Source organism: Xanthomonas sp. MUS 060 (assembly GCF_000963215.1).
Taxonomy (GTDB): Bacteria; Pseudomonadota; Gammaproteobacteria; order Xanthomonadales; family Xanthomonadaceae; genus Xanthomonas_A.
In genome coordinates this window covers 24,995-39,366 of the sequence record NZ_JZIM01000009.1, presented here as the reverse complement: position 1 = coordinate 39,366, position 14,372 = coordinate 24,995, and the positions used below count along the sequence as shown (strand labels likewise).

General features: G+C 62.0%; 16 protein-coding genes. 5 read left to right on the top strand and 11 right to left on the bottom strand.

From position 1 onward, the window contains the following. Positions 1-53 precede the first annotated feature (53 nt). The 4 genes from XANALMUS060_RS10350 (at position 54) to XANALMUS060_RS10335 (ending at position 2,360) form a co-directional block, all read left to right on the top strand. Positions 54-614: an energy transducer TonB gene (locus XANALMUS060_RS10350; RefSeq protein WP_200894040.1), complete on the top strand. Its 561-nt coding sequence runs from the start codon at positions 54-56 to the stop codon at positions 612-614. A gap of 96 nt (positions 615-710) precedes the next feature. Further along, positions 711-1,472, top strand: coding sequence for a TonB-system energizer ExbB (gene exbB, locus XANALMUS060_RS10345; protein ID WP_045738329.1), 762 nt, complete (start codon positions 711-713; stop codon positions 1,470-1,472). 42 nt (positions 1,473-1,514) lie between these two features. After that, positions 1,515-1,940, top strand: a complete 426-nt coding sequence (locus tag XANALMUS060_RS10340) for a biopolymer transporter ExbD (RefSeq protein ID WP_045738328.1) — start codon at positions 1,515-1,517, stop codon at positions 1,938-1,940. A 3-nt stretch (positions 1,941-1,943) separates the two neighbouring features. Further along, positions 1,944-2,360, top strand: a complete 417-nt coding sequence (locus XANALMUS060_RS10335; protein WP_045726487.1) for a biopolymer transporter ExbD — start codon at positions 1,944-1,946, stop codon at positions 2,358-2,360. Positions 2,361-2,517: 157 nt separating this feature from the next. Here the strand turns inward: XANALMUS060_RS10335 and XANALMUS060_RS10330 are convergent, their stop codons facing one another. From XANALMUS060_RS10330 to XANALMUS060_RS10295, 8 genes are all read right to left on the bottom strand, one after another. Then, positions 2,518-2,943 (bottom strand): response regulator, encoded by a 426-nt coding sequence (locus XANALMUS060_RS10330; RefSeq protein WP_045738327.1) that lies wholly within the window; start codon positions 2,941-2,943, stop codon positions 2,518-2,520. Positions 2,944-3,080: 137 nt separating this feature from the next. Then, positions 3,081-3,854 carry a pyridoxine 5'-phosphate synthase gene (locus XANALMUS060_RS10325; RefSeq protein ID WP_045738384.1) on the bottom strand — a complete coding sequence of 258 codons (774 nt, stop codon included), beginning with the start codon at positions 3,852-3,854 and terminating at the stop codon, positions 3,081-3,083. A gap of 13 nt (positions 3,855-3,867) precedes the next feature. Continuing rightward, positions 3,868-4,137: a hypothetical protein gene (locus XANALMUS060_RS10320; RefSeq protein WP_045738326.1), complete on the bottom strand. Its 270-nt coding sequence runs from the start codon at positions 4,135-4,137 to the stop codon at positions 3,868-3,870. A gap of 124 nt (positions 4,138-4,261) precedes the next feature. Beyond that, complete coding sequence (gene cls, locus XANALMUS060_RS10315) at positions 4,262-5,731, bottom strand: cardiolipin synthase (protein ID WP_045738325.1); 1,470 nt, start codon at positions 5,729-5,731, stop codon at positions 4,262-4,264. A 99-nt stretch (positions 5,732-5,830) separates the two neighbouring features. Further along, complete coding sequence (locus tag XANALMUS060_RS10310) at positions 5,831-6,538, bottom strand: 2OG-Fe(II) oxygenase (RefSeq protein WP_045738324.1); 708 nt, start codon at positions 6,536-6,538, stop codon at positions 5,831-5,833. A 129-nt stretch (positions 6,539-6,667) separates the two neighbouring features. Continuing rightward, positions 6,668-7,870, bottom strand: coding sequence for an amino acid aminotransferase (locus XANALMUS060_RS10305; protein ID WP_045738323.1), 1,203 nt, complete (start codon positions 7,868-7,870; stop codon positions 6,668-6,670). Positions 7,871-8,121: 251 nt separating this feature from the next. Next, positions 8,122-9,282 carry an FMN-dependent L-lactate dehydrogenase LldD gene (gene lldD, locus XANALMUS060_RS10300; RefSeq protein WP_045738322.1) on the bottom strand — a complete coding sequence of 387 codons (1,161 nt, stop codon included), beginning with the start codon at positions 9,280-9,282 and terminating at the stop codon, positions 8,122-8,124. Positions 9,283-9,536: 254 nt separating this feature from the next. Further along, positions 9,537-10,112 (bottom strand): PEMT/PEM2 methyltransferase family protein, encoded by a 576-nt coding sequence (locus XANALMUS060_RS10295; RefSeq protein WP_045728828.1) that lies wholly within the window; start codon positions 10,110-10,112, stop codon positions 9,537-9,539. A 258-nt stretch (positions 10,113-10,370) separates the two neighbouring features. Here XANALMUS060_RS10295 and fabV point away from each other — a divergent pair, with 258 nt between their 5' ends. Beyond that, complete coding sequence (gene fabV, locus XANALMUS060_RS10290; RefSeq protein WP_045738321.1) at positions 10,371-11,576, top strand: enoyl-ACP reductase FabV; 1,206 nt, start codon at positions 10,371-10,373, stop codon at positions 11,574-11,576. A 118-nt stretch (positions 11,577-11,694) separates the two neighbouring features. Here the strand turns inward: fabV and XANALMUS060_RS10285 are convergent, their stop codons facing one another. From XANALMUS060_RS10285 to XANALMUS060_RS10280, 3 genes are all read right to left on the bottom strand, one after another. Next, the gene (locus tag XANALMUS060_RS10285; protein WP_045738383.1) at positions 11,695-12,717 is read right to left on the bottom strand and encodes a sugar kinase; all 1,023 of its coding nucleotides are present in this window, start codon (positions 12,715-12,717) and stop codon (positions 11,695-11,697) included. 518 nt (positions 12,718-13,235) lie between these two features. After that, entirely contained in the window at positions 13,236-13,679 is a 444-nt protein-coding gene (locus tag XANALMUS060_RS19800) for a hypothetical protein (protein WP_152640465.1), read from the bottom strand. Positions 13,680-13,791: 112 nt separating this feature from the next. Beyond that, positions 13,792-14,181 carry a hypothetical protein gene (locus XANALMUS060_RS10280; protein WP_045738320.1) on the bottom strand — a complete coding sequence of 130 codons (390 nt, stop codon included), beginning with the start codon at positions 14,179-14,181 and terminating at the stop codon, positions 13,792-13,794. Positions 14,182-14,372: the final 191 nt, after the last annotated feature.

The following is a 14,372-nucleotide window of genomic DNA, read 5'->3' as shown; positions in this document are numbered from 1 at the left end:
GGCCACGCATCATTGGTATTGCCTTCGTAATCGCACTGCATCTTGCAGCGCTGATGTTGCTGCTGATCCCCGCCGTGGCGCCCAAGGCACCGGCGGAAAAGGAACGCAACATCGTCGTCACGATGGTGGACGTCCCGCCTCCTCCTCCACCGCCGCCGCCACCGCCGCCGAAGCAGGACAAGCCGCCGCCGCCGGTCAAGAACCTGGCGCCGCCGAAGCCGACGCCGTTGCCGCCGCCGCCGCAAGCACCGGTGGTCGACGTACCGCAGCCGCGCGAGAACGACATCGCAACGCCGCCGTCGCCGCCCGCGCCACCATCGCCGCCGTCGGAAATTGGCGCCAGCGTCGACATCTCATCGAAGAACATGAATCCGCCGAAGTATCCGCCGGCTGCATTCCGCGCGGGTGCTCAAGGTGAGGTGATACTGATCATCGATGTCGATGCAAGCGGTAATGTCACGAACGTTTCCGTCGAGAAATCCAGCCGCAACCGCGACCTGGACCGTGCTGCAATGGACGCGGCGCGCAAGTGGCGGTTCAATGCCGCTGTCGTCAATGGGCAGAAGAGCGCCGGTCGCGTCCGTGTTCCGGTCAACTTCGCACTGAACAATTGATACAACGGTCAGCGAGCCGGCGTTGTGCCGGTTCGCAGACCCTGTCTACTCTTTGCACCATCCTCACCACCACCACAAACAACAAAGGTAAGCGTCATGCTGCAGGAAATTTTCATCGCCGCTGCTGCGGGGGGCAACAACGCATCGAACGCCTTGTCGCAGATGGGCTTCGAGCACCTGATCACCGAAATGACTTCCAAGCCGGGTGACTTCGCCGTCTCCTGGGTGGTCCTTGTCACCCTGATCACCATGTCCGGCTCGTCCTGGTACTGGACGGTCATCAACATCTTCCGCGCCACCCGTCTGAAGAGCCAGGCCGACCGTGTCACCAGCCTGTTCTGGGACACCCCGAATGCGCAGGACGCCATCCGCGCGATGGAAGAGCAACCGTCCAGCGAACCGTTCTCGAAGATCGCACTGGATGCTGCCCAGGCCGCTGCGCACCATCAGCGTTCGGAAGGCAACGGTGCTGGCCTGGGCGAGAGCCTGAGCCGCTCGGAGTTTGTCGACCGCGCCCTGCGCCAGGCCGTGACCCGCGAAAGCACCAAGCTGCAATCGGGCATGACCCTGCTGGCGACGGTTGGTGCGACTGCGCCGTTCGTCGGTCTGCTGGGTACGGTGTGGGGTATCTACGGCGCGTTGATCAAGATCGGTGCCACCGGTTCTGCCTCGATCGATGCCGTTGCCGGCCCGGTGGGTGAAGCGTTGATCATGACCGCCATCGGTCTGTTCGTCGCGATCCCGGCCGTGTTCGCCTTCAACTTCTTCAGCAAGGTCAACAGCTCGGTGATCGCCAAGTTCGACACCTTCGCTCACGACCTGCACGACTTCTTCGCCACCGGTTCGCGCGTTCGCTGATTCCTGGTCAAGTCGTCCACGCAATGATTAACGGAGCCCGTTATGGCTTTCAGTAGTGGTAACAGCGGCGGCCCCATGGCCGACATCAACGTCACGCCCCTCGTGGACGTGATGCTGGTGCTGCTGATCATCTTCATCATCACGGCACCGCTGATGTCCCACAAGGTCAAGGTGGAACTGCCAAAAGCCAACTTGAACCAGGATCCGGACAAGGACGACAAACGTCCGAATCCGATCACGGTGTCGGTCAAGGAAGACGGCTCGCTGTATTGGAACGACGAACCGATCTCCAAGGAAGCCTTGGAGTCGCACTTCTCCACTGCAGCTCAGCAGACTCCGCAGCCGCCGCTCAACCTGCGTGGCGACCGTACCACCAAGATGCGCACGATCAACGAGATCACCAAGATCGCGCAGGGTCAGGGCATGCTGGACGTCGGTTTCATTGCGACCAAAGACAAGGGGAATTGAGCCATGGCCTTCAGCTCGGGAAATAGCCGTGGCCCCATGGCCGACATCAACGTCACGCCGCTGGTCGACGTGATGCTGGTGTTGTTGATCATCTTCATCGTGACCGCGCCGATCATGACGTATCCGATCGATGTGGATCTACCGCAGAAGGTCATCAACCCTCCCCCGCAGTTGCGCGATCCACCGCCGCCGATCGATTTGCGGATCGATGCGTCGAACCAGATCTTCTGGAACGATGGCGCAGTGGCGGTGAGTGCGCTTCCGCAGATGATGGAAAACGAAGTACAGCGTGATCCGACCAACCAGCCGGAACTGCGCATCAACGCCAATCCGGATTCCGAATATGAAGTGATGGCCAAGGTGCTGGCTGCCGCGAAAAATTCGGGCATGAAAAAGATCGGCTTTGTAGAACAGCAATAAGCTTCACCGCAACACCTCAGTCATGACGCGACTGCAAACGCCACCGGCAACGGTGGCGTTTTTCTTAAAAGGTGCCGGTATCGCATGCTTCTCGCCACGCTTCGGTGCGGAAAACGCGCAGCCAAGCCAAAGTCAGATCGCAGTACCTACAGCGACGTCAGGCGATAGAGATAGCAGGGGATGCGGCTAAAGAACCGTCGTCAGCGTGGTGGAAGCACAGCCGGATGGCATCGAGAAGTTGGCTCATATCGTATGGCTTGGGCAAGAAATGGATGCCCTCGCGCAGCCGCGACAGCACCGCCTGCTCGTCCATGCCGGAGGTCACCAGAATCGGGAGCTGTGGTTGCCACTCACGCACATGGTTGGCTGTGGCGATGCCATCCAGCCCGCCTAGGTGGACGTCGGTGAACAATAGATCGAAACACCTGCCGGCATCGAGCAGCGCCAACGCCGCTTCTGCAGTCTCTACGGCGACGACGTCACACGCCTGGCTCTCCAGCGTCAGGCGGCTGAGTTCCTGGATGTCTTCGGCATCCTCGATGATCAGGACGCGCGGTTCAACATGGCGCTTGGACAACAGCATAACGCGGTGACTCCGGACAACATGCGGCAAAAAACGCGCAAGTATGGTCAATCCGGAGGTGAAGCTAGCGTGTAGGGATGAATGGGAGTCCCGAACAGCGCAAGTTTGGTCGGGGCGCTGGAGTGAACTGCGCGCGCCTAGCGGTAAGCCTGAGCCTGCCCGGCACGGCCGGCGAGAACGGCCAGATACGCCTTTACCGTGGCGTCGAGCCCGGCGTATAACGCTTCGCCGATCAGTGCGTGGCCGATCGATACCTCTAGCACTTGCGGCACCTGCGCCAGGAACATCTCCAGATTGGCTTGGGTGAGATCGTGGCCGGCATTGACACCCAGTCCCACGGCCTGCGCGCGACGTGCGGCGGCGGCGAACGCGGCTGCCGCCGCTCCATCGCCTCGCTCGAATGCGGCAGCATAAGGACCAGTGTACAGCTCGATCCGGTCTGCTCCCAATTCGGCTGCGATGGCCAGATCGGGATTATCGGCATCCACGAACAAGCTGACCCGGCAGCTCAGTGATTTCAATTCGGCGATCAGTGGCCGTAGCCGGTCACTGTCGCGGCCAAAATCGAAGCCGTGGTCCGAAGTGAGTTGACTATCGCCATCCGGTACCAGGGTTGCCTGCGTTGGCCGCGCCTGCGCGCATAATGCGATCAGGCCAGGGTAACCGGGGCGTGGCGGTGCGAAGGGATTGCCTTCGATGTTGAATTCGACGCCGCGTGCTTGGGTCAACTCCGCCAGTGCCAGTGCATCCTCGGCATGGATGTGGCGCCGATCTGGGCGCGGATGCACGGTAATGCCATGCGCGCCGGCATCCAGACAGGCACGGGCGGCGTCCAACACGCTAGGCAGACCGCCCCCACGGGAATTGCGTAACACCGCGATTTTGTTCACGTTGACGCTGAGCTTGGTCATCGCCATCGATGAATCAGGGGGTGCTGGCATCGTTGTTGGCCGCCGCTGCGGCATGACGCCGTGCTTCGGCTTGCTCACGTAGGCGGCGCAATTCGACTGGATCGATCATGGGGAGCGCATCGCGTTGGCTGGCGTCGCCGATCTTGGCCGCATACCAGCCCCGCGCCCAGGCAAGCATGAAGCCGAGCGCGACGAGCAGGCTCACGACGAGCAGCCACATATACGGCGTCGAAAACGCCAGAACGAAAGCACCTAATGCAAACGGCAGAAAGAGCCAATACATGACGAACTCCCCAAGGATAGCGGCAGTGTACGCCGCAGGGTGGTTCGGTTCCACGTCTCATGTCGCGGAGTTGCTGCGCGGTTACAGGAGGTGGATGACCTGCCGGGTATCCTGCAACGTCTGCCTATAACAGTGGCGAGGTCAGTCGTGCGATGGCCTCGGGCAGCCGGTGGCGCCACAGGGAGCGTTTGCGATCTTCGCGCACGCGCACTGCTGCCGCGATCTGCTCGCCGATCAGTTCGGCCAACTGCTCGGTGAGCGAACGATCACGCAAGAGCATGGCCACCTCGAAATTGAGCCGAAAACTGCGGTTGTCGAAATTGGCGCTGCCGACCAGGCATAGATCCTCATCGGCAATCAGTGCCTTGGTGTGCAGCATGCGCGGGCCGTACTCGTACACTTTGACCCCGGCCTGTAACAACTCGTCGAAATACGAGCGTGCGGCCAGCGTGACCAGTCGCGAATCGCTGCGCTTGGGCACCAGCAAGCGCACGTCCAATCCACCCAGTGCGGCGGAGGTCAGTGCCATGCGTGCGGCCTCGCCGGGGACGAAGTACGGCGTCACCAACCACACTCGCCGTTGCGCCTCGTGGATCGCCGCGACTTGCAGGCGGTGAATGCTTTCCCATGACGAATCGGGTCCGGAGACCAGCAACTGGGCCTGGATCGTGCCAGCGTCGCGGCTGGGCATGTCGTTGGGCCAGATCCGCGCCATGTTGAACGCATCGCGGCTTTGCTCGGTGGCGTACAGCCAGTCTTCCATAAACACCAATTGCAGGCTGCGCACGACATGCCCTTCGCAGCGCAGGTGCAGGTCGCGGTAGGCGTCGGCGCGTAGCGCCTCGTTTTCCTCGTCGGTGATGTTGATGCCGCCAGTGAAGGCGATGCGGCCATCGATCACCACGATCTTGCGGTGAGTGCGCAGGTTGACCCAGGGCCGCTTGAACTTGAACGCATCCAGCAACTTGTTGGGATGGAACCAAGCCACTTCGCCGCCGGCATCCAGCAGTGGCTGCACAAAGCGCTTCCCCACTTGTGATGAGCCGACCGCATCCAACAGCAGGCGCACACGCACGCCAGCATGCGCGCGCTCGATCAGCGCATCGCGGATACGTGTGCCGGTGCGGTCGGGGTTGAAGATGTAGTACTCCAGATGCACATGGTGCTGCGCGGCGCCGATGTCGCGCACGATTGCGTCATAGGTTGCCGCGCCGTCCACCAGCCACTGCAATGTGGTCGCCGAGCTCGGCGCCAAGCCAGTGGTGGACTGAGCGATCTTGGCCAGTTCGGTGCAGTGAATATCCGGCGGACACACGCGATGCTCGTACTCCATGCCCGAACGTGTACGACCGCGGCGCAGGCGCTGTCGCTTCACTTTCTGTGGTCCGAGCAGGTAATAGATGACGAAGCCCAAGTAGGGTAACGCCGCCAGCGATAGCACCCAGCTCAGCGTCGCGGCAGGTTCGCGTTTCTGCAGCACGATCCAGCCGCTCAGCCACAGGATGTAAAGCAGATAAGCCACCGTGCTGTAGGCGCCGATATGAGGGATACCGGTCAGGTGGTTCCAGGCGTTGTGTAATATCGCGACGAGCATCGGCGGATTCTACGGCCCGTCGTGTGATGCGCGGCTTGCATGACGATGAACGCGCCGGTTCGCAGACAAGCCATCTGCGTCTTGATGAACCTGCCTGCCCTATTCCTGGGGATACAGCGCCTGCGCCGATTGGAACAAGATCCAGCTGGTGGCGATGAACTGATCGCCGCCGCGCGGACGGTTGCCGCGATGGGTGTGGGTGAATGCGGTCGGGGCGATCAGCAGGCTCCCCGCGCGTGGCGCGATCTTGCGTCGTTGGAACAGGAACTCGGTTTCCCCATCCTGGAAATCGTCGTTGAGATACAAGGTCCAGAACAAATGCCGGTGCAAGGTTTCGGCATTGGGATCGCGCGGTGATAGCTCACAGTGCCAATACGGATATCCGCCCTCGCCTGCCGCGTACCATTGCAAGGTGATCGTCCCTGGGCGTAGACAGGCACGCGCTAGATTGGACAACGCAGCGTCGTCCAGCAGCGCGAAGTCTTCGGCTTTGAGCCAGTGCGCTTGGCCATCGGCACCCGGCACCTGCAGCATCAGCGGCGAGATCAGGGTCTGCGGGTACTTGCGCAAATAGCCGAGCAGCCCGCCCAACACCGCTTGTTGCAGCCGCAGTTCCACTTCCCGCCACGGTTCCAGGCCACTGATGCGCAGGTCGTGGCTATGTTTGAGTTCCGGGAATACGCCGCCGTCGATTTCGCCAGGCCGCAATGGCGTACTGGCGCGCAGACGGCGCAGGATCGTGGCGCAGTCTTCGCGGGACATGGCGCCATCGAATACTTCGATGAAATCGGCAGACAGATCGGACATGCTTTGACCTTAGCAGCGATTCCGCACGACCGCTGAAAATATCCTGCTCTTCGCGCCCGCGGGCGCAATAAAAACCCCCGGCGTGGTGACCACACCGGGGGTATTAAGCACTTCACTTCGCGTGGTTGTTTAGCCCTTGGCGACGGTTGCAACCGCGTTGGTGACATAGTCCAGGTTGCTCTGGCTCAGCGCGGCCACGCAGATACGGCCGGTGCCGACGGCGTAGATGCCGAATTCCTCGCGTAGCCGGTCCACTTGCGCCTTGCTCAGGCCCGAGTAGGAAAACATGCCGGCCTGTTGCTGGATGAAGCCGAATTCCGGCGCACCCAGGGCCGCCAGTTTCTGGACCATGCCGGCGCGCAGGGCGTGAATGCGCTCGCGCATTTCGGTCAGTTCCTGCTCCCACATCGCGCGCAATTCGGTGCTGTTCAGTACCCCGGCGACCAAGGCCGCGCCGTGCGTGGACGGGCTGGAGTAGATCGTGCGGATGATGCGCTTGACCTGCGACTGCACCGCCTTGCTTTCCGCGGCGGTGGCCGACACCACCGACAGCGCGCCGACGCGCTCGCCATACAGCGAGAACGACTTGGAGTACGAGCTGGCGACCACATAGCTGTCGATGCCGGCTTCGGCCAGCAGGCGTACCGCATAAGCGTCTTCCTCGATCCCTTTGTCGAAGCCTTGATAGGCGATATCCACAAATGGGAACAGGCCACGCTCCTTCAACAGCGCGGCCACGCTGCGCCACTGCGCATGGCTCAGGTCAGCGCCGGTCGGGTTGTGGCAGCAGGCGTGCAGCAGCACGATGCTGCCGGGAGCGAGCTTTTGCAGGTCGGCGAGCATGCCGTCGAAATCCAAGCCGTGCGTGGCCGGATCGAAATAGGTGTAATCGACCACGTCGAAGCCGGCCGCGGCGAACACCGCGCGGTGGTTTTCCCAACTCGGGTGACTGATGGCGATGGTCGAGGTGGAGAGCAGCTTTTTCAGCAGGTCCGCGCCCACGCGCAGTGCGCCGCTGCCACCGACGGTCTGCGAGGTGGCGACGCGGCCAGCGGCCAGCAGCGGTGACTCGGCACCGAACAGAAGCTTTTGCGTCGCCAGGTCGTAGGCGGGCAATCCATCGATCGGCAAATAGCCGCGCGGCTTGGCGTCCTGCGCCAATTGCTGTTCGATCTGGCGCACGGCACGCAGCAGCGGGATACGGCCGCTTTCGTCGTAATAGATGCCCACGCCCAGATTGACCTTGGTCGGGCGGGGGTCGGCGTTGTAAGCCTCGGTCAGGCCCAGGATCGGGTCGCCTGGAACCTGTTCCACGTTTGCAAAGAAGGACACGGCGTTACTCGTTCGGTGGCGAAAAATGATGGTGCCGGGAGGAACCGGAGCCGGCGCGGTCAACGCCTCATCCTAACAAACGCAGACGTGGTCCGGCTTGGTTTCAGGTGTGCTCGTATGCCTGAGACCGCCGCGCGATCATGGCGCATCCCGGCTCCACCGCGTCGCCGGGTTCGGCAGGATTGCGCGCGTCGGCCACGTTGTCGCCTTGCTTGCCGATCCTGGGCTTGCGGGCGACGTGCGTTGCCGCGTTACCCTGCGCCGGTCGTCGCAGCCGCGACCGGCGCGAGAGAATCTCGGGTGATCGCGTCGATGGATTTGGTCCCGGTCAGGGTCATCGCCACCCGCATCTCCTTCTCGATCAGCGACAACAGATTCTCCACCCCGGCCTGCCCGTCGGCGGCCAGTGCATACACGAACGCGCGACCGAGCAGGACCGCATCGGCGCCGAGCGCGAGCATGCGCACCACGTCCAATCCGCTGCGGATGCCGGAATCTGCCAGGATCTTCAGCTCGCCTTTGACCGCATCGGCGATGGCCGGCAGGGCGCGTGCGCTGGACAGCACGCCGTCGAGCTGGCGCCCGCCGTGGTTGGAGACGACGATGCCATCGGCGCCAAAGCGCACAGCGTCGCGCGCATCGTCCGGGTCGAGGATACCCTTGATGAGCATTGGCCCGGTCCAGAATTCGCGGATCCATTCCAGGTCCTTCCACGAAATCGACGGATCGAAATTGGCGCCCAGCCAGCCGATGTAATCGGCCAGTCCGGTGGTGTGACCACGATAGGTGGAGATATTGCCCAGATCGTGTGGTTGCCCGCGCACGCCCACGTCCCACGCCCAACGCGGATGCGCAACTGCCTGCAGCATGCGCCGCAGTGCGGCGTTCGGACCGCTCATGCCCGAGTGCGCGTCGCGATAGCGCGCGCCGGGAGTGAGCATGTCCACTGTGAACACCAAGGTGGTGACACCGACGGCCTTGGCCCGTTCCAGCGCGTTGCGCATGAAGCCGCGGTCCTTGAGCACATAGAGCTGGAACCACATCGGCCGGTCGATGGCCGGCGCGACTTCCTCGATCGGGCAGACCGACACCGTGGACAAGGTGAACGGCACGCCTTTGGCCGCCGCTGCCCGCGCCGCCTGCACTTCGCCACGGCGCGCGTACATCCCGGTCAGGCTGACCGGTGCCAGCACCACCGGCAGTGCCAGGCGTTCGCCGAACAGTTCGGTGTGCAGGTCCAGCGCAGACATGTCGCGCAGCACCCGTTGGCGCAGCGCGATGTCGGCCAGGTCGGCGACATTGCGCCGCAATGTCTGCTCGGCATAGGCGCCGCCATCGATGTAATGAAACAGGAACGGCGGCAGCCGGCGCTGCGCTGCGGCACGGTAATCGGTGGCGGCGGAGATGATCATGGGCAGGGGCGTCGGCTTGCGGAAGGGAGGCGTGAGGCGCGCGCATCGGGCACCGTCTTCGTCGCATGTCACCAGACAACGGTCACACCAGAACGACATCGGTGCGAGTGAAGGCCGCAGATTAGAGCGCTGCCGTTACCAGTGGTCAAGCACGTTTTTCTGCAACGCGTGCGGTGACAAATGGTGATGTGCTCCTATCCCAAGCACGATGTCGTTGGGTTGTCCCACGGGTATTCCCATACGGTCCCGCTGTTTCACCACACCCATGGCAACAGCCGCCAGCGATGCGCGGCATACGTCGGATAGTCCTGGGGAAACGCTTCGGTCAGCATGGCTTCTTCGATGCGAATGCGATGCACGAACACCCAGGTCACCGGCAGCACGATCACCAGCAACGACAGCACATTGCCCATCCCGACCGCCAAACCATAGAACGCCAACAGGGCGCCGGTATACGAGGGATGCCGCAGATAACGGTACGGCCCGTGACCGATCAGGTGTTGGCCATCCTGAATGGTGAGATCCACGGTGAACCAGCGCGCCAGCACCCGGACCGCCCACAGCCGCAGGGTCAGACCGCCGATCAGCAGCGCGCAACCCAGCCAGCGTGCAGGCACACGCAGCGCCGGTGCCGCGCGCCATACATCCGACATCGACAACAGCACCGCCACCGTGACCGCGGCGTACAGCACACGCCACAGCAGCCTTAGCGTGCCTTGGTCGTGGGTGCCGCCATCGGCGGCGCGGCGGCGATGGCCCAGCAACAGTTCGCCGCCGCACCAGCACAGTCCCAGTATCAGGAACAACAGATCCGGAGGGTGCAGTGTCATGAGCATGATCGTGTCCTGGTGGAGGGTGCACAGATGAGATGCCATGGGCATCGCACCTCAGGGCCAATCGCGTGCGTCCTGGCGCGCTGCGCCTAGATCGTCTGCCATCCAGGGAGCATGACGCAAGGATGCTGGCGCCGTACCCGCGCCAGGTGTGCGATCGCACACCATACGATGGCGTGTGCTGAGGCCGGGACTTCTTCGCGCCAGCCGCACACATTAAGATGCTCCGCGCATTTTGCCGACGAGGAATTCACCGTGATCATCCATCCGAAAGTCCGTGGTTTCATCTGCATCACCGCGCATCCGCTCGGCTGCGAGCGCAATGTGCTCGAGCAGATCGAAGCCACGCGCGCGCGCGGCGTGCGTCACGATGGCCCGAAGAACGTGCTGGTGATCGGCGCCTCCACCGGCTATGGCCTGGCCTCGCGCATCACCGCCGCGTTCGGTTTCGGCGCTGCCACGCTTGGCGTGTTCTTCGAAAAGCCAAGCAGCGACAAGAAGCTCGGTAGCCCAGGCTGGTACAACAGCGCCGCATTCGACAAACATGCCAAGGCCGCCGGTTTGTACAGCCGGTCGATCAACGCCGATGCGTTCTCCGATGCAACCCGCGCGGAGGTGATCGAACGGATCAAGACCGAAATGGGCGGGCAGATCGATCTGGTGGTCTATTCGCTCGCCTCTCCGGTGCGCAAGCTGCCAGGCACCGAGGAAGTGAAACGCTCAGCGCTCAAGCCAATCGGCAAGACCTACACCGCCACCGCCATCGATACCAACAAGGACGCCATCATCGAGGCGTCGGTCGAACCGGCCACCGAGCAGGAGATCGAAGACACCGTCACCGTGATGGGCGGCCAGGATTGGGAACTGTGGATCCAGGCACTGGACGCCGCTGGCGTGCTTGCCCCGGGCGCACGTACCGTGGCGTTCAGCTACATCGGGACCGAGATCACCTGGCCGATCTACTGGCATGGCACCTTGGGCAAGGCCAAGATCGATCTGGACCAGACCGCGCAGCGATTGCATGCACGCCTGCAACGTCACGGCGGTACGGCGAACGTGGCCGTGCTCAAATCGGTCGTCACCCAGGCCAGCGCGGCGATTCCGGTGATGCCGTTGTACATCTCCATTGTCTACAAGATCATGAAGGAGCAAGGCTTGCACGAAGGCACGATCGATCAGGCCGACCGCCTGTTCCGCGAGCGCCTGTATCGTCAGGATGGCGAACCGGCCGCCACCGACGCCGAGCATCGCCTGCGGCTGGACGACTGGGAACTGCGTGAGGAGGTGCAGAACGCCGGCAAGGCGCTGTGGCCGCAGGTCACCACCGAGAACTTGTTCCAGCTCACCGACTACGCTGGCTACAAACACGAGTTTCTCAAGTTGTTCGGCTTCGACCGCAAGGACATCGATTACGATGCCGAGGTCGATCCGAACGTGACTTTCGATTGCATCGAGCTGTAGCGGATTCGTTGCGGTCGCACAGATGGCTGTGCCCGCGTTGGCCAGCCTCGCAAGCAATCGCGCCCGCGTCATATCCTGCGTTGCGCCACCGTGAGCAGGTGGCGCAATGGTGATTCCTTCAGCGCTTCACATCGAAGCGTGTCGCACCCACGCTGGCCTGCACTTCGGCTTCGCTCAGGACCAGCATGTCGCCGGGCACGGAATGTTTCAGGCAACCGGCGGCCAGACCAAAGCGGACCGTGGCGGTATCGTCCCAGCCCTGGCACAGGCCATGCAGTACGCCCGCAGCGAACGCGTCGCCACCACCGATGCGGTCGACGATGCCGGTCAGCTCTTCGGCCGGGGCCTGCGCCACACTGCCATCGCGCCGCAGCAGCATCGCGCCCAGGCTATGCCACTCCGCGCTGTGCGCCACGCGCTGCGTACAGGCCATCAGCTGTAGCTGCGGGAACGCGGCGAACGCATCGCGCGCGCCGGCTTCCACGCGTGCTTGGGCGCTGTCCTGCCGATAGCGGTGGCCCAGCACCACTTCCAGATCGCGATAGTCGGCGAAGAGCACATCGGCCTGCGCCATCAGCGGACGCAGAATGCTTGGCGCGTCGCCGTCCCAGGCCTCCCACAACGAAGGCCGGTAATTGCCGTCGAACGAGATCCGCATCCCGGCCGCACGCGCGGCCTGTGCCGCCGCCAACGCGACGGCCGCGCCGCGTTCGCCCAATGCCGGAGTCACCCCGGACAGATGCAGCCACTGCGCGCCATGTAGCAGTGCAGGCCAGTCGTAGGTTTCAGGGAGAGTCGTGGCGAAGGCCGAGCCGGCGCGGTCGTAGGTGATTGCGCTGGGCAGGTGTCCGGCACCGGTGCTGAGAAAATACAGCCCCATGCGCCCCTGGGCGAAACGGATGCCACCGGTGTCCACGCCGTGACGGCGCAACTCGCCGGCGGCGGCGGCGCCGAGCGGATTGTCCGGCAGCACGCTCACCATCCTCACCGCATGGCCGAAATGCGCCAGGGCCACACCGACATTGGCCTCGGCCCCACCCACTTTTACCTCTAGCCGTGGTGTTTGCAGCAGGCGTTCGTGCCCGGGCGCGGCCAGGCGCAGCAACAGTTCACCGAAGCAGACGATATGGGAGACGGTCATAGCGGGCAGATCCTGCACGGTCGAAAGAATGCCAAGCATGCCGGGCAATACCTGCGGTGGCTAGAGAAAGTGAGGGCGTGGCAACGCGTATAACGGCGACATCGACGCAGCGATGCGTATCCGCCGTTGAACATGTCTACGCAAGACCTGCGGCAAGATCCTTGGATTCAAAGCGCCCCTCGATATCTTCGTCGAGGAATTCAAAAACAGCGTTGCGAATCAGAGTTGAATCCTCCCCGTCTTAACGTGCATGGACGGAAGTTGTTGTGCGCTAGCCGATGTGGCGGCGCCAGCCGCCAGTCCGACCACGGTGCATAGCGCGGTTTTGCGGAAATGACGAACGGTCGAATGTGTGGAGATGATGATTCCTCTGCATTTCACATGGAAGGTGATGCAACGTACCTGCCAAACGGATCATGCGAATCATGAGCGCCACCGGATGGTTGCCTCTGCGGCAGCGCTGGCATCGGCAACGCGCAGGCCCGTGACGCGATGGGCCCTCGCGCATATCAGGCATCTTAATGTGGATATTCGTCGATTATGATCGTGTTGTTTTCAATAGTAAAATACACCTCATTCGTATTATTCACCGTATACCCCCTCGCGTATATACCAGCCACACTGGTACCGTTGCTGCAGTTAGGTGTGCTAAACGCATTCGCGCTGTAAGTGGAGCCGTATAGTAGGCCTGGTGCGGTGCCGAAGCCGCCATCCGTCGTGGTGCCGTGCCTGTTGCGGTGCACCGTCGGCGCGGTTACTGGGACACAAGCCCACCCATTAGGGTTATTAATGTTTTGTATATAAATAGCTTTCACGGTAGAGACATAATTTACCGTATACGCCGGCACACCTTGTTGTGCACTAGCCGACGTGGCGGCGCTGGCCCCCAGCGCTAACATGGTGCACAGCGCGGCTTTGCGAAAATGACGAATGGTCGAATGTGTGTGCATGATGATGTCCATTGAATTAAAGGGAAATACGCTATGCGCGCGACCAGTGCATAGCGCGCGGTAACGCTGACATCGGCAACGTGGCGGCCCAAGGGATGAGCCGCCGTACATGGGGCACTAGCTGTTATTGAATGACTCTTGTGTAGGTATTTGTGATTTCTATGAATCCCGGTCGCACTTTACGGTAATCGTGCAAAGTGAAGGTTTTGCTAAGACCGTTAATCCAACCAATACGCTCGCAGATCGGTGCGGTTGTTGGGATCACAGTGAACTGAACATTCGTCTCAAAGTCGTAGCCTGCATACACGACGGTGCCGCCGGTAGGGACAGCCGTCACACAATAATGGATGCCAGTATTGCTTACGACATACACGGAACTGACGTTGCTGTTCCAGTTCTTGATGTAAACGGGCACGTCAGCTGCCGCGTTCGTCGAGAGGGTGGCGCCGATTGTCAACGCGAAGATACTGCACAGCGCGGTTTTGCGAAAATGACGAGCGGTCGAAGTAGACATGATGGTTTCTCTTGAATCTAACAGGGTATGCAACGTGCTTGGCAATTGCTAGTGACACAGCGCCCATCCAATGCACCGCGCATTAATAATGGCAAGCTTGGTATCGTGTCTACTGTGAAGTAAAGGATGCGAACACAATTGCGACATAATTCACATAATATGCATCATGGAATGAATGCGCCGATTCTAAA

What these genes read in the sequence shown, in the direction of transcription:
- XANALMUS060_RS10335 (WP_045726487.1), top strand. Translation starts at nt 1,944, where the DNA reads ATGGCCTTCAGCTCGGGAAATAGCCGTGGCCCCATGGCCGACATCAAC.
- lldD (WP_045738322.1), bottom strand. Translation starts at nt 9,282, where the DNA reads ATGATCATCTCCGCCGCCACCGATTACCGTGCCGCAGCGCAGCGCCGG.
- exbB (WP_045738329.1), top strand. Translation starts at nt 711, where the DNA reads ATGCTGCAGGAAATTTTCATCGCCGCTGCTGCGGGGGGCAACAACGCA.
- XANALMUS060_RS10330 (WP_045738327.1), bottom strand. Translation starts at nt 2,943, where the DNA reads ATGCTGTTGTCCAAGCGCCATGTTGAACCGCGCGTCCTGATCATCGAG.
- XANALMUS060_RS10320 (WP_045738326.1), bottom strand. Translation starts at nt 4,137, where the DNA reads ATGTATTGGCTCTTTCTGCCGTTTGCATTAGGTGCTTTCGTTCTGGCG.
- XANALMUS060_RS10325 (WP_045738384.1), bottom strand. Translation starts at nt 3,854, where the DNA reads ATGACCAAGCTCAGCGTCAACGTGAACAAAATCGCGGTGTTACGCAAT.
- XANALMUS060_RS10310 (WP_045738324.1), bottom strand. Translation starts at nt 6,538, where the DNA reads ATGTCCGATCTGTCTGCCGATTTCATCGAAGTATTCGATGGCGCCATG.
- XANALMUS060_RS10280 (WP_045738320.1), bottom strand. Translation starts at nt 14,181, where the DNA reads ATGTCTACTTCGACCGCTCGTCATTTTCGCAAAACCGCGCTGTGCAGT.
- cls (WP_045738325.1), bottom strand. Translation starts at nt 5,731, where the DNA reads ATGCTCGTCGCGATATTACACAACGCCTGGAACCACCTGACCGGTATC.
- XANALMUS060_RS10340 (WP_045738328.1), top strand. Translation starts at nt 1,515, where the DNA reads ATGGCTTTCAGTAGTGGTAACAGCGGCGGCCCCATGGCCGACATCAAC.
- XANALMUS060_RS10285 (WP_045738383.1), bottom strand. Translation starts at nt 12,717, where the DNA reads ATGACCGTCTCCCATATCGTCTGCTTCGGTGAACTGTTGCTGCGCCTG.
- XANALMUS060_RS10350 (WP_200894040.1), top strand. Translation starts at nt 54, where the DNA reads ATGTTGCTGCTGATCCCCGCCGTGGCGCCCAAGGCACCGGCGGAAAAG.
- XANALMUS060_RS19800 (WP_152640465.1), bottom strand. Translation starts at nt 13,679, where the DNA reads ATGGACATCATCATGCACACACATTCGACCATTCGTCATTTTCGCAAA.
- XANALMUS060_RS10295 (WP_045728828.1), bottom strand. Translation starts at nt 10,112, where the DNA reads ATGACACTGCACCCTCCGGATCTGTTGTTCCTGATACTGGGACTGTGC.